The sequence below is a fragment of the Streptomyces sp. HUAS MS02 genome, assembly GCF_055702265.1.
Genome location: NZ_CM146747.1, coordinates 4,911,681 through 4,925,968 on the forward strand (window position 1 = coordinate 4,911,681; position 14,288 = coordinate 4,925,968).

At 68.5% G+C, this 14,288-nt stretch carries 12 protein-coding genes and 2 tRNA genes; 5 read left to right on the top strand and 9 right to left on the bottom strand.

Annotated elements, in window-relative coordinates; all coding sequences use genetic code 11:
* Positions 1-12: 12 nt before the first annotated feature.
* Complete coding sequence (locus ACZ9QC_RS21045; protein ID WP_472921553.1) at positions 13-792, bottom strand: DUF881 domain-containing protein; 780 nt, start codon at positions 790-792, stop codon at positions 13-15.
* A 142-nt stretch (positions 793-934) separates the two neighbouring features.
* Here ACZ9QC_RS21045 and crgA point away from each other — a divergent pair, with 142 nt between their 5' ends.
* Entirely contained in the window at positions 935-1,189 is a 255-nt protein-coding gene (gene crgA, locus ACZ9QC_RS21050) for a cell division protein CrgA (protein WP_045558527.1), read from the top strand.
* 304 nt (positions 1,190-1,493) lie between these two features.
* Here crgA and ACZ9QC_RS21055 read toward each other — a convergent pair whose 3' ends face one another.
* Together ACZ9QC_RS21055 and ACZ9QC_RS21060 are read right to left on the bottom strand one after the other, a co-directional pair.
* Entirely contained in the window at positions 1,494-2,381 is an 888-nt protein-coding gene (locus ACZ9QC_RS21055) for a rhomboid family intramembrane serine protease (protein WP_472921554.1), read from the bottom strand.
* 153 nt (positions 2,382-2,534) lie between these two features.
* Positions 2,535-3,068, bottom strand: a complete 534-nt coding sequence (locus tag ACZ9QC_RS21060) for a peptidylprolyl isomerase (protein ID WP_045558525.1) — start codon at positions 3,066-3,068, stop codon at positions 2,535-2,537.
* Between the two features lie 360 nt (positions 3,069-3,428).
* Between ACZ9QC_RS21060 and ACZ9QC_RS21065 the strand changes: the two genes are divergently transcribed.
* Positions 3,429-4,130 (top strand): DUF5324 family protein, encoded by a 702-nt coding sequence (locus ACZ9QC_RS21065; protein WP_472921555.1) that lies wholly within the window; start codon positions 3,429-3,431, stop codon positions 4,128-4,130.
* A 469-nt stretch (positions 4,131-4,599) separates the two neighbouring features.
* Here the strand turns inward: ACZ9QC_RS21065 and ACZ9QC_RS21070 are convergent.
* Positions 4,600-4,672, bottom strand: a tRNA-Ala gene (locus tag ACZ9QC_RS21070).
* 182 nt (positions 4,673-4,854) lie between these two features.
* On the opposite strand from ACZ9QC_RS21070, the gene ACZ9QC_RS21075 reads away from it, so the two are divergent.
* On the top strand, positions 4,855-5,403 hold the full coding sequence (locus ACZ9QC_RS21075) for a helix-turn-helix domain-containing protein (protein WP_033530590.1): 549 nt from the start codon (positions 4,855-4,857) through the stop codon (positions 5,401-5,403).
* A 294-nt stretch (positions 5,404-5,697) separates the two neighbouring features.
* Positions 5,698-7,524: a serine/threonine-protein kinase gene (locus tag ACZ9QC_RS21080; RefSeq protein WP_472921556.1), complete on the top strand. Its 1,827-nt coding sequence runs from the start codon at positions 5,698-5,700 to the stop codon at positions 7,522-7,524.
* Between the two features lie 8 nt (positions 7,525-7,532).
* Here the strand turns inward: ACZ9QC_RS21080 and ACZ9QC_RS21085 are convergent, their stop codons facing one another.
* Positions 7,533-9,164, bottom strand: a complete 1,632-nt coding sequence (locus ACZ9QC_RS21085) for a hypothetical protein (protein ID WP_472921557.1) — start codon at positions 9,162-9,164, stop codon at positions 7,533-7,535.
* A 226-nt stretch (positions 9,165-9,390) separates the two neighbouring features.
* Complete coding sequence (locus tag ACZ9QC_RS21090) at positions 9,391-9,519, bottom strand: DLW-39 family protein (protein ID WP_003999697.1); 129 nt, start codon at positions 9,517-9,519, stop codon at positions 9,391-9,393.
* A gap of 371 nt (positions 9,520-9,890) precedes the next feature.
* Between ACZ9QC_RS21090 and ACZ9QC_RS21095 the strand changes: the two genes are divergently transcribed.
* Positions 9,891-10,259, top strand: coding sequence for a DUF6344 domain-containing protein (locus ACZ9QC_RS21095; protein ID WP_472921558.1), 369 nt, complete (start codon positions 9,891-9,893; stop codon positions 10,257-10,259).
* A gap of 376 nt (positions 10,260-10,635) precedes the next feature.
* Here ACZ9QC_RS21095 and ACZ9QC_RS21100 read toward each other — a convergent pair.
* The 3 genes from ACZ9QC_RS21100 to gyrA form a co-directional block, all read right to left on the bottom strand.
* Positions 10,636-10,712, bottom strand: a tRNA-Ile gene (locus ACZ9QC_RS21100).
* A gap of 108 nt (positions 10,713-10,820) precedes the next feature.
* Positions 10,821-11,648 (bottom strand): DUF3566 domain-containing protein, encoded by an 828-nt coding sequence (locus tag ACZ9QC_RS21105; protein ID WP_472921559.1) that lies wholly within the window; start codon positions 11,646-11,648, stop codon positions 10,821-10,823.
* An 18-nt stretch (positions 11,649-11,666) separates the two neighbouring features.
* Positions 11,667-14,261, bottom strand: coding sequence for a DNA gyrase subunit A (gene gyrA / locus ACZ9QC_RS21110; RefSeq protein WP_472921560.1), 2,595 nt, complete (start codon positions 14,259-14,261; stop codon positions 11,667-11,669).
* Between the last annotated feature and the right edge of the window lie 27 nt (positions 14,262-14,288).

Here is a 14,288-nt window from a genome sequence, read left to right on the forward strand (position 1 = left end):
CCCCGGCTGCCGTCACTCCACGGGCTTCGCGTACTTCAGATCCACTGTGCCCGAGTAGCCGGGAAGAGTCACCGGCCCGTCCTCGGTGACTTTCCAGCCCAGCCCGTAGACGTTCACGTAGACCATGTAGTTCTGGATCGCCTTGCTGGCGTTGAGCGCCTTCTGCAGCTTCTCGGGATCACCGACCGCCTGGATCTTGTACGGGGGCGAGTAGACGCGGCCCTGGAGGATCAGGGTGTTGCCGACGCAGCGGACGGCACTGGTGGAGATCAACCGCTGGTCCATGACCTTGATGCCCTCGGCACCACCCAGCCACAGGGCGTTCACCACGGCCTGCAGGTCCTGTTGGTGGATGACCAGGTAGTCGGGCTGCGGCTCGGGATATCCGGGGAGTTTGGCGGTGGCGTCCGGCGGGGCGTCGTTGAGGGTGACCGTGAGGGCCTGCCCCCTGAGCTTCTGGGTACCGGCGTTCTTCTCCAGTGCCTTGAGCCGGGCGTCCTCGGCCTTGGTACTGCCGTCGTCCCGCTCGGCCAGGGCCTCCACGTCGTCCCGGAGGACCGCGTTGGACTCGTCGAGCTGCCCGTTCTTGTGGCTGCGCTCCTGGATCAGGTCGGAGAGCTTCAGCAGAGAGGCGTCCGTACGGATGTTGGTGCCCTTGGCCGTGTCGAAGCTGGTGAAGAAGATCAGCCCAGCGAGGGCGAAGACCCCGACGGTGAGCACGCGCACGGGCCGGAAACCGCCTCGGGAGGAGGTGCCGGTACCCGCCTCGGGGGAGTCGGCTGAATTGCTCAACGTACCCTTATCTCCTTAGGCGCCGCGGAAGCACTACGCTAACGGACGCCCGGGGGAGCATTCAGTGTCCCCTTGTACGCTGCCCCGGAGCCCGCCACAGTTCCCTGCGCGGCCACGCAGCGCATCGACAGGAGAGACCCTCGTGCCGAAGTCACGTATCCGCAAGAAGGCCGACTACACGCCGCCGCCGTCCAAGCAGGCCACGAACATCAAGCTGAACAGCCGCGGCTGGGTGGCCCCGGTCATGCTGGCCATGTTCCTCATCGGGCTGGCCTGGATCGTCGTCTTCTATGTGACGGACGGCTCGCTGCCGATCGACTCGCTCGGCAACTGGAACATCGTGGTCGGCTTCGGCTTCATCGCCGCCGGATTCGGTGTCTCCACCCAGTGGAAGTAGTGGTCTCCGCTCGGTGGAGCTAGTTCTCCCCAGAGCAATCCACGGAGTTATCCACAGGCGTTTTCCACAGTGGGGAAAAAGAACGACGATCTGTGGATAACTCACTGGGCGTTGACGCCGGTACGACTGACCTACCGGCACCCGCAAGCGTGTTCGCCCCCTTCCTGACCTGCGAAAACACAGGTGAGCGACAGGGGGCACACCTGTTCCCGCACCCTATGCACAAGATCCGCCACCGTCTGTGGACAACAGTGCTGTAACAGTGCCCGGACCAGCACCCGGATGGTGACGATCCGCCATCACCTCAGGTCAGCTGGGCCGTCCTCAGCAGGGTCACGATGATCACGGCGGCCAGTACCAGCACGCACACGCCGTACTGGATCAGTGCTCGCCGTTCGCGCGGTGCGTGCACCATCGCATAGCCGATCAGCACACCGCCGACGAGACCGCCGACATGGGCCTGCCAGGCGATGCCGGACCAGCCGAAGGTGATGACCAGGTTGATGACCAGCAGGATGACGACCGGGCGCATGTCGTACTTCAGCCGACGCATGAGGACGGCTGTCGCGCCGAAGAGGCCGAAGATGGCGCCGGATGCACCGAGCGTCGATTGGCTCGGCTCGGCGAGCAGGTAGGTGAGTGCGCTGCCCGCGAGGCCCGAGGCGAAGTAGAGCGCCAGATAGCGGGCTCGACCGAGGGCGGCTTCCAGCGGACCGCCGATCCACCACAGGCTGAGCATGTTGAAGGCGATGTGCATGACACCGCCGTGCAGGAACATCGACGTGACCAGCCGGTACCACTGACCTTCGGCGACGCCTTGGATTGAGCCGAAATCGGAGCCCCAAGCCCGCCCGACGAGTGCGAACCGCTCGGTGAAGGAGTCGCCGATGGCCTCCTGTACCAGGAAGAACAGCAGATTCGCGCCGATCAGGATCTTGGTGACGAGCCGGGGGTCGGCGGTGACCGTGCCGCCCGCGAGAGTGCGCGGGGCGGCGGCTGAGGGGGCGTGGCCCGTGCCGGAGCCGTTGCGGACGCATTCGGGGCACTGGAAGCCGACGGAGGCGCTCACCATGCACTCGGGGCAGATGGGCCGCTCGCAGCGGGTGCAGCGGATACCTGTCTCCCGGTCCGGGTGCCGGTAGCAGGTGGGCAGGCTCGGCGCGTCCTTCGAGCCGCTCGGCACCTGGTCCATCGGGTCCCTCCGTCTCCTGGATGGAACGCATCGCCCCGCCCATCCTTACGGATGAGCGGGGCGATTGGTTCCCTTCAGGACCTTGTGAACCTTTCGGGGTCCGGTCCGGGCGGTGAACCCGTGATGCGCGTTCGGTGCGACAGGCCCGAGGGCTCAGCCCTGGCGGGTCTCGACGACGACCGACTCGATGACGACGTCGTTGACCGGACGGTCGGTGCGCGGGTTGGTCTGGGCGCCGGCGATGGCGTCCACGACCTTCTGGCTGGCCGCGTCGACGACCTCACCGAAGATGGTGTGCTTGCGGGTCAGCCACGCCGTCGGGGAGACGGTGATGAAGAACTGCGAGCCGTTGGTGCCCGGGCCGGCGTTGGCCATGGCCAGCAGGTAGGGCTTGTCGAAGGCGAGGTCCGGGTGGAACTCGTCCGCGAACTGGTAGCCGGGACCACCGGTGCCGTTGCCCAGCGGGTCACCGCCCTGGATCATGAATCCACTGATCACCCGGTGGAAGACCGTGCCGTCGTAGAGCTTGTCCGTGGACTTCTGGCCGGTGGCCGGGTTGGTCCACTCACGCTCGCCCTGGGCGAGCTCGACGAAGTTACGGACCGTCTTGGGCGCGTGGTTCGGCAGCAGCCGCACCTCGATGTCGCCATGGTTGGTCTTCAGGGTGGCGTACAGCTGCTCTGCCACGATCTGCCTTCCGTTGTCCTTTGTGACTCCCCCGATCCTCGCACGGCCGACGCCGTGCGTCCCCCGACGCCCTCGCTCTCGTACGGCGGGCGTATGGAAAACCGGCCGAGTACCACCGGTACCGGCGCGCTTCACGGCGATCCGTGGCATTGTCGGCCTTGTCGTGGACAAGTTCCCGTTGTCCCGCATTCATCCTCTATTGCACGTGACCGGATTCATGAGCGGCTCCTGTCGATGATCGGCCGGGGCCGAGGGCATGACCCGGATGCCCGCCCGCACATGCCCCGGAGCACTCCGAGAGGCATGATCCCCAAAAGGGTGGAAAGTCGAATTACGTACGCCACCGAGGAGGAGGATCCCGTGACCCGCATCGACAGCGTGCGCGCCGCGACCGGCTCGGCGAAGGACAGCGTGCTGCACGCCGCGGAAGTGGTGGCGCCCTACGCCGACACGGCCAAGGACAAGGCCTCGCACTACGCGCAAGAGGCACGTGTACGACTCGCGCCGAAGGTGTCGCAGGCCGCGGAACAGGCACGCGTCCAGTACGGCGCCCATGTCGTCCCGCGCTTGGAGCAGGCTCGCACGCATGTGCCGCCGAAGGTCGACCACGCGGCCCATGAAGCCGCCGCACGCACCCGCAAGGCGGCCCGTCAGGCCGCCGACTACTCCCGTCCCCGTATCGAGCAGGCCGTGGCCGCCGCCGGCCCCGTCCGCGAGGAGGCCACCGCCCGCAGCGTCGCGGCGCTGGCCGCACTGCGGGGACAGGTCTCACCCCAGCAGATCCAGCGGCTGGTCCGCAGGCAGCAGCGCAGGGCCAGGCTCGGCCGTGCCGCCAAGGGCCTGGCCGTCCTGGGTGTCCTGGCGGGGGGCGCCTTCGCCGCCTGGAAGTGGTGGGACAAGCAGGCCAACCCCGACTGGCTCGTCGAGCCCCCTGCCGCCACCGAGGTCTCCGACTCCGGTCGTCTGTCCGCTGTGGACGGCAGTGGTCAGTCCGTTCTCGACCCCGAGGTCGAGGCCAAGCAGGCGGAGGACGAGGCGGCCGACCGGGACAACCGGCGCTGAGAACCGACTGAGCATCGGCAGCCGAGGCCGCTTTCTCTACGGTCGGCGTCGGAGGACGTGTTCCGTTCCGACTCAGCCCTGCCCGAGGGCGCGTTCGGCGGGACATCTTTCAACAGCCCTGTGGGGCAGAAGACTTGACGGTCTTCTGCCCCACAGGGCTGTTTCACGTGAAAGTGCGCCACCCCACGAGACCCCCTGCACCCCACCAAACGGAATGTGTTGATCCGGTTGCGAAGGGTGACGCACACATTTCCTCAGCCCTCGTGTGACCCAGGACACTGGTTTCGCATTTGCGCACGCCGACACGTGCCAGCATCCGTTGCCCCGTTCCAGCAGGCTTCTTTCCACGGAGTGCACAGATAGCGATCGCGACGGCCGCCGCCCAGGGCGCCACTGACGACCATGCTTCCCGAGGCAGAAAAAAGACCGGGCCAGATGTCCTAAGACATCCGGCCCGGTCGATCCGCTGTGGAGCCTAGGGGAGTCGAACCCCTGACATCTGCCATGCAAAGACAGCGCTCTACCAACTGAGCTAAGGCCCCGGAAGGGAAGCATCCACCCGGAGGCAAGGGCCACCGGGAGGCTTCGCAGACCAGAGTACCGGGTCACCCCCGGGATCTCGCAAAAAGATTGGGGGTCCCCGTGAACGACCACTCTCCGTAAGATGCTCGTCGTGGTTCGCTACAGCGAACCACGGTATTTGGGGAAGCGATGGGGAGACGCAATGGACGCCGCACAGCAGGAAGCGACCGCAAGAGCCCGGGAGCTGCAGCGGAACTGGTACGGAGAGCCGTTGGGGGCGCTCTTCCGTAGGCTCATCGAGGACCTGGGTCTCAACCAGGCCAGGCTCGCGGGGGTGCTGGGCCTGTCCGCACCGATGCTGTCGCAGCTGATGAGCGGTCAGCGTGCCAAGATCGGCAACCCGGCGGTGGTCCAGCGGGTGCAGTTGCTGCAGGACCTCGCGGGTCAGGTCGCGGACGGCAGCGTGAGCGCCGCCGAGGCGACCGAGCGCATGGATGAGATCAAGAAGTCACAGGGGGGCTCGGTGCTCAGCAACACCACGCAGTCGACGACGAGTTCGGGGGCGCCCACGGTCAAGCGGGTCGTCCGCGAGATCCAGTCGCTGCTTCGCTCGGTCGCCGCCGCGGGCGACATCATCGAGGCGGCGGACACCCTCGCCCCGACCCACCCTGAGCTGGCAGAGTTCCTCCGGGTGTACGGCGCGGGCCGCACCTCGGACGCGGTGGCGCACTACCAGTCCCACCAGAACTGAGCTCAAGGCCCGGTCCCCGAAAGGGGGTTCGGCGACCGGGCCGAGGCCGAAGAGGGGGAGCCGAGGAGGGGGAAGGGGTCTGTAGGCCCCTCGTGAGCGGCAGCGTCGTGGACGTAGGCTCCGCGCAAGAACCGGAATCAGGAACAGGACAGAGCGACAGGGGGACAGAAGCGGGTACTAGCTCCGAGGGAAGCCGGGCACGTGCGAGCCGGCTCCGCGGAGGGCGGCGCGAGCGCCGTGCCCTCCGCCGACGGGCAGCCAAGAGGGGAGCCGAAGGGGGAACGACGCACAGCTATGGGTGAGGTCTTCGCCGGCCGGTACGAACTGGTCGACCCGATCGGGCGCGGGGGAGTCGGCGCGGTCTGGCGCACCTGGGACCACCGCCGCCGCCGCTATGTGGCCGCCAAGGTCCTGCAACAGCGTGACGCGCACGCCTTGCTGCGCTTCGTCCGTGAGCAGGCCGTACGGATCGACCACCCTCATGTGCTCGCCCCCGCCAGCTGGGCCGCCGACGACGACAAGGTCCTGTTCACCATGGACCTGGTGGCCGGAGGCTCCCTGGTCAACCTCGTCAACGACTACGGCCCTCTCCCGCCGACCTATGTCTGTGGCTTGCTCGACCAACTCCTGTCCGGCCTCGCCGCCGTGCACGCCGAGGGCGTCATCCACCGCGACATCAAGCCCGCCAATGTGCTCCTGGAGGCCACGGGGACGGCCCGCCCCCGCCTGCGCCTGTCCGACTTCGGCATCGCCATGCGTCTGGGCGAGCCCCGCCTCACCGAGACCAACTACGTGGTGGGAACGCCTGGTTATTTCGCTCCCGAGCAGATGCTGGGCGCGGATCCTGACTTCCCCGCCGATCTCTTCGCTGTGGGTCTCGTCGCCCTGTACCTCCTGGAGGGCGCGAAGCCCGACGCCAAGGCCCTCATCGAGCACTTCGCCGCCCATGGCACTCCGAAGGCGCCGCGAGGTATCCCCGAGCCACTGTGGCAGGTCATCGCCACGCTGCTCCAGCCGGACCCCAACTCCCGCTTCCGCACCGCCACAGGCGCCCGCAAGGCCCTCGCCGCGGCCATCGAGCTGCTGCCCGAGCCGGGGCCCGACGACGAGTTGGTGGAGGTCTTCGACCAACTCGGCCCGCTTCCCACCGGGTTCGCTCCCGAAGGCCCCCTGCACAGGGCATCAGGACTGGACAAAACAGGCACAGGCGCCGGTGCCGACACCAGCGGCACGCCCTCCCCGACTCCCGTCACGGACACGACCCCACCACCGCCTCACCATCCGCCGGCCTACGGACCGCCCCCCATGGGGCCGCCGTCCCAGCCCGGGGCGGGCCCCGCGCTACCGGCGCCGTTCCCAGGCAGCGCCCCTCCGCCCCCGTACACAGCCACAGGCTCCATATCTCCGCCCCCCATGCCCACCACCGCCCCGCCCCAGACCGACTCCGCCAGCTCCAGCAGGAGCTCGGGCTTCGGTACTGGTACTGGTACTGGTGCTGGTGCTGGTGGCGCGGGAACCGACCCAAGCACGGGTGCCGGCGCCGGCACGGGAACAGGAACCGGTCACTGGTCCCAGGATTCCGGGGCCTCGTCTTCGGCGTCTCCGGCGCCGTCGCCCCACCCCGGTCACATATCGCCCGGGGCGCCCCCCGCCGCCGTACCACCGCGCCCCGAACGCGCCCCCGCATCGCAGCCCTCCACGATGTCGGACACCGGCAGCTTCCATCTGCCCCCGCCCCAGGTGCTCACCGCCCAGGCGGCCTCGCGACAGATCGACCAGCATTCCCCCGGCCTGGGCCACCCACAGCAGCAACCCGAGCAGCAGGCCAGTCCCCTTGCCGGAACGCCCCTCCGAACAGGCCCAGCGCACCACCCCGAACCCGTGCATGTGCCCTCCCCCCGGTCCCACCCGCCGCTGGGCCTCTCTCAGGACCCCGCCTCGGCGGTGCAGCACGCGTACGCCTCTACTGGTTCATACACCGCTGGGCCCCCGGAGGTTCCACGTCGATCGAGGGCGCTTCCGCGGCGCCGTCCGGGCCCGCCGGTCAAGGTGGTCGTCCCGGTCCTGCTGCTCGCCCTGGCCTGCTTCGCGGTGGGGTTCTGGGCACTGGGACAACTCTGATCCCCGTCCTACCCCCGGGACGCCCCGTGCCGCCCACGCGCTGCCGCGCCCGCACCGTTCGAGCGTTCGGACTCGATGGCAGCGGACGCCCTCCTGCGGGCCACGAGTGTCCACGCCAGAAGCCCGAGAACCAGCAGACTGCCCGTGCCGAGGCCGCCCGCCGCGACGACGGTCATGGCCAGTCGTCGGTCTCCACCGACCGAGGAGTTCCCGGAGCCCTTCCCGTCATCAGAACCCCCTGTGCCCCCTCCGTCACCGCCGTCCCGGGAGCCGCCCTCCAGCGTGTCCCCCGTGATGCCGTTCTCGGCGGCCTCCCGATCCCCTTCGGTGACCTCGAAGACGCCGCGCGGCTCGGAGTCCCCCAGATATCCCGGCCCGGGCCCGGCCTCTCCCTCCAGCCGCACCCGTAGCGTCAAGCCGACCGGCTTGTCGCCGAACCGGTCGGCGACCGACGTCCCGAGGTGCAGTGCCAGGTAGTACCAGCCGGCGAACCGCATCCCGCCCACCTCGTCGTCGGGAGAGAAACGGTTCTCGTACGCGACGGGCGGGAGCGGGTCCAGAGAGACGGAGCGTTGGTCACCCCCGTAGTTGGCCGTCCTGTTGTCCACCAGGCCGCGTACGGGGTTGTAGAGCGACATGGCGAACGCGTTCCCGACGTAGCCGTCACCCTCGGTCGTGCTGCCCAGTTCGGCGGTGGCCTGGAGTTGCTGACCCCAGCCGACGGGCACCTTGTAGAACAGGGTCTCCCCGGCTCTGATGCCGACCTCGTCCTGCCAGACGCCCTGTGCCACGGGGCTCGCCGCGGCGAAGCCGCTCCCGCCGCGGCGGGGCTCGGGGTCACCGGAGACAGCGTCGGGGGAGGCGGAGTTCCAGCTCTGGGGAGCGCTCGTCGAACCGCCCTTCGTCACAGCGGGCTCCGAAACGAAGCCGAGCTCCAGCCCCCACTCATCCGACGCACCCTCCGAGGGGGAGCCCGTCACGAAACCGGAAGCCGAACCGGAAGCCGAACCGGAAGATGCGCCGGTCACCGAGCCGGAGGCAGAGCCCGCGCTCGTCCCCGAACCGGCTCCGGTGACCGAGCCGACGCGTTCGACGACGACGTAGTACACCCCGGCCCCCTGGCACATGTACTCGTCGGTGCCGACCTCCCGCGAGGCCCAGGCGGTGACGGGGTGCGCGCTGCGGGTCGGTCCGAAGCGGGCGGTCTCGTAGGAACAGCGATGTGCGTCGGCGTCCTGCACGGACACCCTGACCCCGTCCGCGGAACCGACCGCCGAACCCGCCTTGGGTACGGCCGTGGCCGAGACGTACGCGTTGGTGGCGGCGCCGAGATCGAGACGGTAGTACAGCTTGCTGCCCGGCCCGATGGAGCTCCGGTAGGTCTTGCCGGCCGCCAGTCGCACGGCTCCCGTGCTGCTCGTGGCGCCCTCGACCGCCCTCGCGTCCTCGGCGTAGGAGTACGGGGCGGGCCCGTCCGCCGCCCCGGCGGGGCCGGACTGCGCCATCGTCACGCACAGGGCCGCTCCCACGGCCGCCCCGGCTCGCCACCAGACCGTGCGCCGCCCCATCAAGCGCCACCCCTCGTCGTAGACCGTGATGCGAGGCCCCAGCCCTGTGATCGCGGCCCCGAACGCGCCCATCCTGCCCGGCCATGCGCGCCGATGCCGGTGTTCCTGGGGACGAGCGGCTGAAAACGGCCTCTGCCCGGCCCGGCACCTTGCTGCCGCAATCACATCGTTCGCTAACGCGAATCAAGGTTCGGTGCAATTTCCGCAAAAGTCCCACAAGGCGGGAGAAGCGCCGCCGAGCAACACAAAACCCCGACCGCCAGGGCGGTCGGGGTCTGCTCTGAGACTGATGTCGACGTCACGAACCCGTGGGCACGGAGTCAGTCGCCTCCGTCCACAGATCCTGCTCGGCGCGATCCGCCTGGATCTGGCGGTACACGAGGAGCCCGCCGATGGCGGCCAGTGCGACCAGGAGAAGCTTCTTCACCGCGCGACCTCGTCTTTCCTTGACGTAGGGGACCTCTGGCGCCCGACTATACACACCGACCGATACCGATCGGTGACCTGCGTCGGCCCCTCAACTCCCGCAGGGAAGAGCGCAGTAGAACCGGACGCCACTGTTCCGATCGCAGGTTCATCACACAGGTCCATCACATCTCGCACACCTCGACGGATCCCGCGGACCTCGGCTTCCTGCAACTTTTCAGACCTCCCTGCAACCCCTCGGGCCTCCCTGCACCCATCCGAGTGGTGTTCATCCGAAGATCGACGCGCCATGAACGTCGGTCCATGATTTCGGAGCCCACATACACATCATGAGGAAAGTACGCAAATCGCCCAACCCGAAAGTGAGGGGCCATGGCCCAGAACAAGGTCATGAAGCTGTGGACCGCCATCGTCACCGCCTTCCTCGCGCTGTGCACGGCGCTCGGACTCGTCACGACCACCGCCTCGGCGGCGGTACCGCAGACCGAGACCACCCGCAACTGCGCGGCCACCGCGACGACCCCGGCGATGTCCCTCCCGGCCCGGCCCCACGACCGCGCCCTGCCCCCCACGATGAAGCAGCGCATCCGCGCCGAGGCCCACGGCTCCTCCCCCTCCTGCCGCCGCCGCACGGCGCTGCACACGGCCACGGACACCGCCACGGACGTCACGGGCCAGGGTGCGGTCCCGGAGGCACCTGTGCCACAGGCCGAGCATCCAGGCGCACCTCTCCCACGCTGATCTGCGGCAGGCCAGGACAGACCCAGCGGCGATCTTGCGTACGACGCCCGCTGCACGACCATGAACGACGAAGACCCTCGGCCGGACTCGGCTGGGGGTCTTTCCGTGCGACAGCGCGTTCGCGCGCAGCCCACGGGATACGCCTGGGCGGCCGGTGACGGTGGCAAGAGAGAGCGAGTCGGAGCGAGTCGGAGCAAGTCGTCCGCGCAAGTCGTCCGCTCCGACTCTGCGTTGGCTGATCAGGAGAGGAGGGGGCCGAGGATGGAAGCCGTCCTGCCGCCCATCGTCGGGATCCCATCGTCGAGGTCCGCGGCACCCCACGTGTCCCTCACGACAGCAAAGACCCCCAACCGCAACCGGTTGGGGGTCTTCTGTCTGGTGGGGCTAACAGGATTTGAACCTGTGGCCTCATCCTTATCAGGGATGCGCTCTAACCAACTGAGCTATAGCCCCGCCGCGCTTTGCGGTGTGTCCCGCGCGCTGACTCCTGAAGATTAGCGCACGACGTGGGCAGTCCCAAAATCGATACCCGCAGGGCGACCGCGACGCGGTGAGCCGCGCTTACTCGTCCTCGGCGAGCGTCAGCTCGATGCCGCCCACGAAGCCCGCGGAGAGGTTGTAGATGAAGGCTCCGAGGGTGGCCAGGGCGGTGGCGAGCACGACGTCGATGACCGCGATGATCGTGGTGAAGATCAGCACATTGGGCAGCGACAGGAACGACTGCAGGTCGAATCCGTTGGACTCGTTCGAGCCGGTCGCCTCCGAGATGGTGGCGCCGACCGTCGAGAACACGCCCATCGCGTTCATGACCATCCACAGCACCGCCGCCGCGACGACCGTGCAGATGCCCAGGGCGATGGAGAGCAGGAAACTGACCTTCATCACGGACCACGGGTCGGCCTTGGCCACCCGCAGCCGCGCCTTGCGCGTGCGCGGCGTCGTGCGTGCCCCCGTACGAGGCTTGCGGGAGGACGCCTCCGGAGCCGGCGCATAGGCCTGCGGCGGGTGGTACGGGCCCGACTGCTGCTGCGACTGCCGCTCACCCGGCAGCGCGGAGTCGGCGGCCTGCGCCGGAGCCTGGTGCTGCGGCTGGGGCTGGGCCCCGGCCGACGGACCGCCCTGACGGCCCGGCCCGGCCTGAGCCGCGGCCGGACTTCCGGACACGGGCTTCTGTGCCTGCGGACCACGGGAGTCCGTCGTGGTCGCCCCCTGCGATCCCGGCCTCTCCGGCGCGGCCGCGTCGGTCGCGTCCGGCTTGATGGCCTTCAGCTGGGTCGTGTGCGTGTCCATCGCACGCGCGGCGGAGCCACGGCCGCCGCCGTCCGCCTCCGACCCGGTCGAAGTGCCGGCCGAAGTACCGGACGATCCGGCGCCCGTGGCTCCGCTCACGCTGACTCACTCCTCGTGCTACTCGGACGAGGGCGCCTCACCCTCGTCCGTACCGGTCGATGGGGCAGCCTCGGCGGTCTCGTCGACGGCATCGTCGCCGTCGACCTCCTCCGCCTCCCGCCCCGCCTCGGCGTTGCGAGCGATGCCGACCACGGCATCGCGCTTGCCCAGGTTGATCAGTTGGACGCCCATGGTGTCACGGCCGGTTTCCCTGATCTCGTTGACTCGCGTACGAATCACACCGCCCGACAGCGTGATGGCGAGGATCTCGTCGGTCTCCTCGACCACCAGCGCGCCGACGAGCGAACCGCGGTCCTCGACGATCTTGGCGGCCTTGATGCCGAGGCCGCCGCGACCCTGGACGCGGTACTCGTCGACGGCGGTCCGCTTCGCGTACCCGCCGTCTGTGGCAGTGAACACGAACGTACCGGGTCGAACAACATTCATCGAGAGCAGCTCGTCCCCCTCGCGGAAACTCATGCCCTTGACACCCGAGGTGGCACGGCCCATGGGCCGCAGCGCCTCGTCCGTCGCCGTGAAGCGGATCGACTGTGCCTTCTTGCTGATCAGAAGGATGTCACTCTCTGCCGATACGAGTTCGGCTCCGATCAGTTCGTCATCGGAACCGTCCTCCTTCTCACGAAGGTTGATCGCGATGACACCGCCGGAACGGGGCGAATCGTAATCCTTCAGAGGCGTCTTCTTCACAAGACCGCCCTTGGTGGCGAGCACCAGGTAGGGCGCGGCCTCGTAGTCGCGGATGGCGAGGATCTCGGCGATCGCCTCGTCCGGCTGGAAGGCCAGCAGGTTGGCGACGTGCTGTCCACGCGCGTCACGCCCGGCGTCGGGGAGCTCGTACGCCTTGGCCCGGTAGACACGGCCCTTGTTGGTGAAGAACAGCAGCCAGTGGTGGGTCGTGGACACGAAGAAGTGGTCGACGATGTCGTCTTCCTTGAGCTTCGTACCGCGAACGCCCTTGCCGCCACGCTTCTGCGCCCGGTAGTCGACCGTCTTGGTGCGCTTGACGTAGCCGCCGCGCGAGACGGTGACGACGATGTCCTCCTCGGCGATGAGGTCCTCGATGGACATGTCGCCGTCGTAGGGGACCAGCATCGTCTTGCGGTCGTCGCCGTACTTCTCGACGATCGCGGCGAGCTCCGCGCTGACGATCCCGCGCTGACGCACGGGGGAGGCGAGGATCTCGTTGTACTCGCGGATCTTGGCCTGGAGTTCGTCGTGCTCCTGGATGATCTTCTGGCGCTCCAGGGCGGCCAGGCGGCGCAGCTGCATCTCGAGGATGGCGTTGGCCTGGATCTCGTCGATCTCCAGGAGGTCCATCAGGCCCGTGCGCGCGATGTCGACGGTGTCGCTGCGCCGGATCAGCGCGATGACCTCGTCGATGGCGTCCAGGGCCTTCAGCAGGCCGCGCAGGATGTGCGCGCGCTCCTCGGCCTTGCGCAGCCGGAACTTCGTACGGCGGACGATGACCTCGATCTGGTGCGTCACCCAGTGGCGGATGAACGCGTCCAGGGAGAGGGTCCGGGGGACGCCGTCGACCAGGGCCAGCATGTTGGCGCCGAAGTTGGTCTGCAGGTCGGTGTGCTTGTACAGGTTGTTCAGCACGACCTTGGCGACCGCGTCGCGCTTCAGGACGATGACCAGGCGCTGGCCCGTACGGGACGACGTCTCGTCGCGGACGTCCGCGATGCCGCCGATCTTGCCGTCCTTCACGAGGTCGGCGATCTTCTGCGCGAGGTTGTCCGGGTTGACCTGGTACGGCAGCTCCGTGACCACCAGGCACTGGCGGTTCTGGATCTCCTCGACCTCGACGACCGCGCGCATCGTGATGGACCCGCGGCCCGTGCGGTACGCCTCCTCGATGCCCTTGCGGCCGACCACGAGGGCGCCGGTCGGGAAGTCGGGGCCCTTGATGCGCTCGATCAGCGCGTCCAGGAGGTCCTCGTGGGAGGCCTCGGGGTTCTCCAGGTACCACTGGGCGCCGGCCGCGACCTCGCGGAGGTTGTGCGGCGGGATGTTCGTCGCCATGCCGACCGCGATGCCCGCCGAGCCGTTGATCAGCAGGTTCGGGAAGCGGGCCGGGAGGACGGTCGGCTCCTGGGAGCGGCCGTCGTAGTTGTCCGTGAAGTCGACGGTCTCCTCGTCGATGTCACGGACCATCTCCATCGACAGCGGCGCCATCTTGCACTCGGTGTAGCGCATGGCCGCCGCCGGGTCGTTGCCCGGCGAGCCGAAGTTGCCGTTGGAGTCCACCAGCGGCATCCGCATCGACCACGGCTGCGCGAGGCGGACCAGCGCGTCGTAGATCGAGGAGTCACCGTGCGGGTGGTAGTTGCCCATGACGTCGCCGACGACGCGGGCACACTTGTAGAAGCCCTTCTCGGGCCGGTAGCCGCCGTCGTACATGGCGTACAGAACACGGCGGTGAACGGGCTTGAGACCGTCGCGTACGTCGGGCAGCGCGCGGGACACGATGACGGACATCGCGTAGTCCAGGTACGAACGCTGCATCTCCGTCTCGAGCCCGACGGGCTCGATGCGCACGGTCGTCTCGCCGGCGTCGTCAGGCGTGACGGTGGGGTTCTCGTCGGCCATTGCTGGTGGGGATCCTTCCTGGTGCGG

Coding starts and splice junctions, on each gene's coding strand:
- gyrA (WP_472921560.1), bottom strand. CDS start 14,261: ATGGCCGACGAGAACCCCACCGTCACGCCTGACGACGCCGGCGAGACG.
- ACZ9QC_RS21095 (WP_472921558.1), top strand. CDS start 9,891: ATGGCCCAGAACAAGGTCATGAAGCTGTGGACCGCCATCGTCACCGCC.
- ACZ9QC_RS21055 (WP_472921554.1), bottom strand. CDS start 2,381: ATGGACCAGGTGCCGAGCGGCTCGAAGGACGCGCCGAGCCTGCCCACC.
- ACZ9QC_RS21085 (WP_472921557.1), bottom strand. CDS start 9,164: ATGGGCGCGTTCGGGGCCGCGATCACAGGGCTGGGGCCTCGCATCACG.
- ACZ9QC_RS21075 (WP_033530590.1), top strand. CDS start 4,855: ATGGACGCCGCACAGCAGGAAGCGACCGCAAGAGCCCGGGAGCTGCAG.
- ACZ9QC_RS21080 (WP_472921556.1), top strand. CDS start 5,698: ATGGGTGAGGTCTTCGCCGGCCGGTACGAACTGGTCGACCCGATCGGG.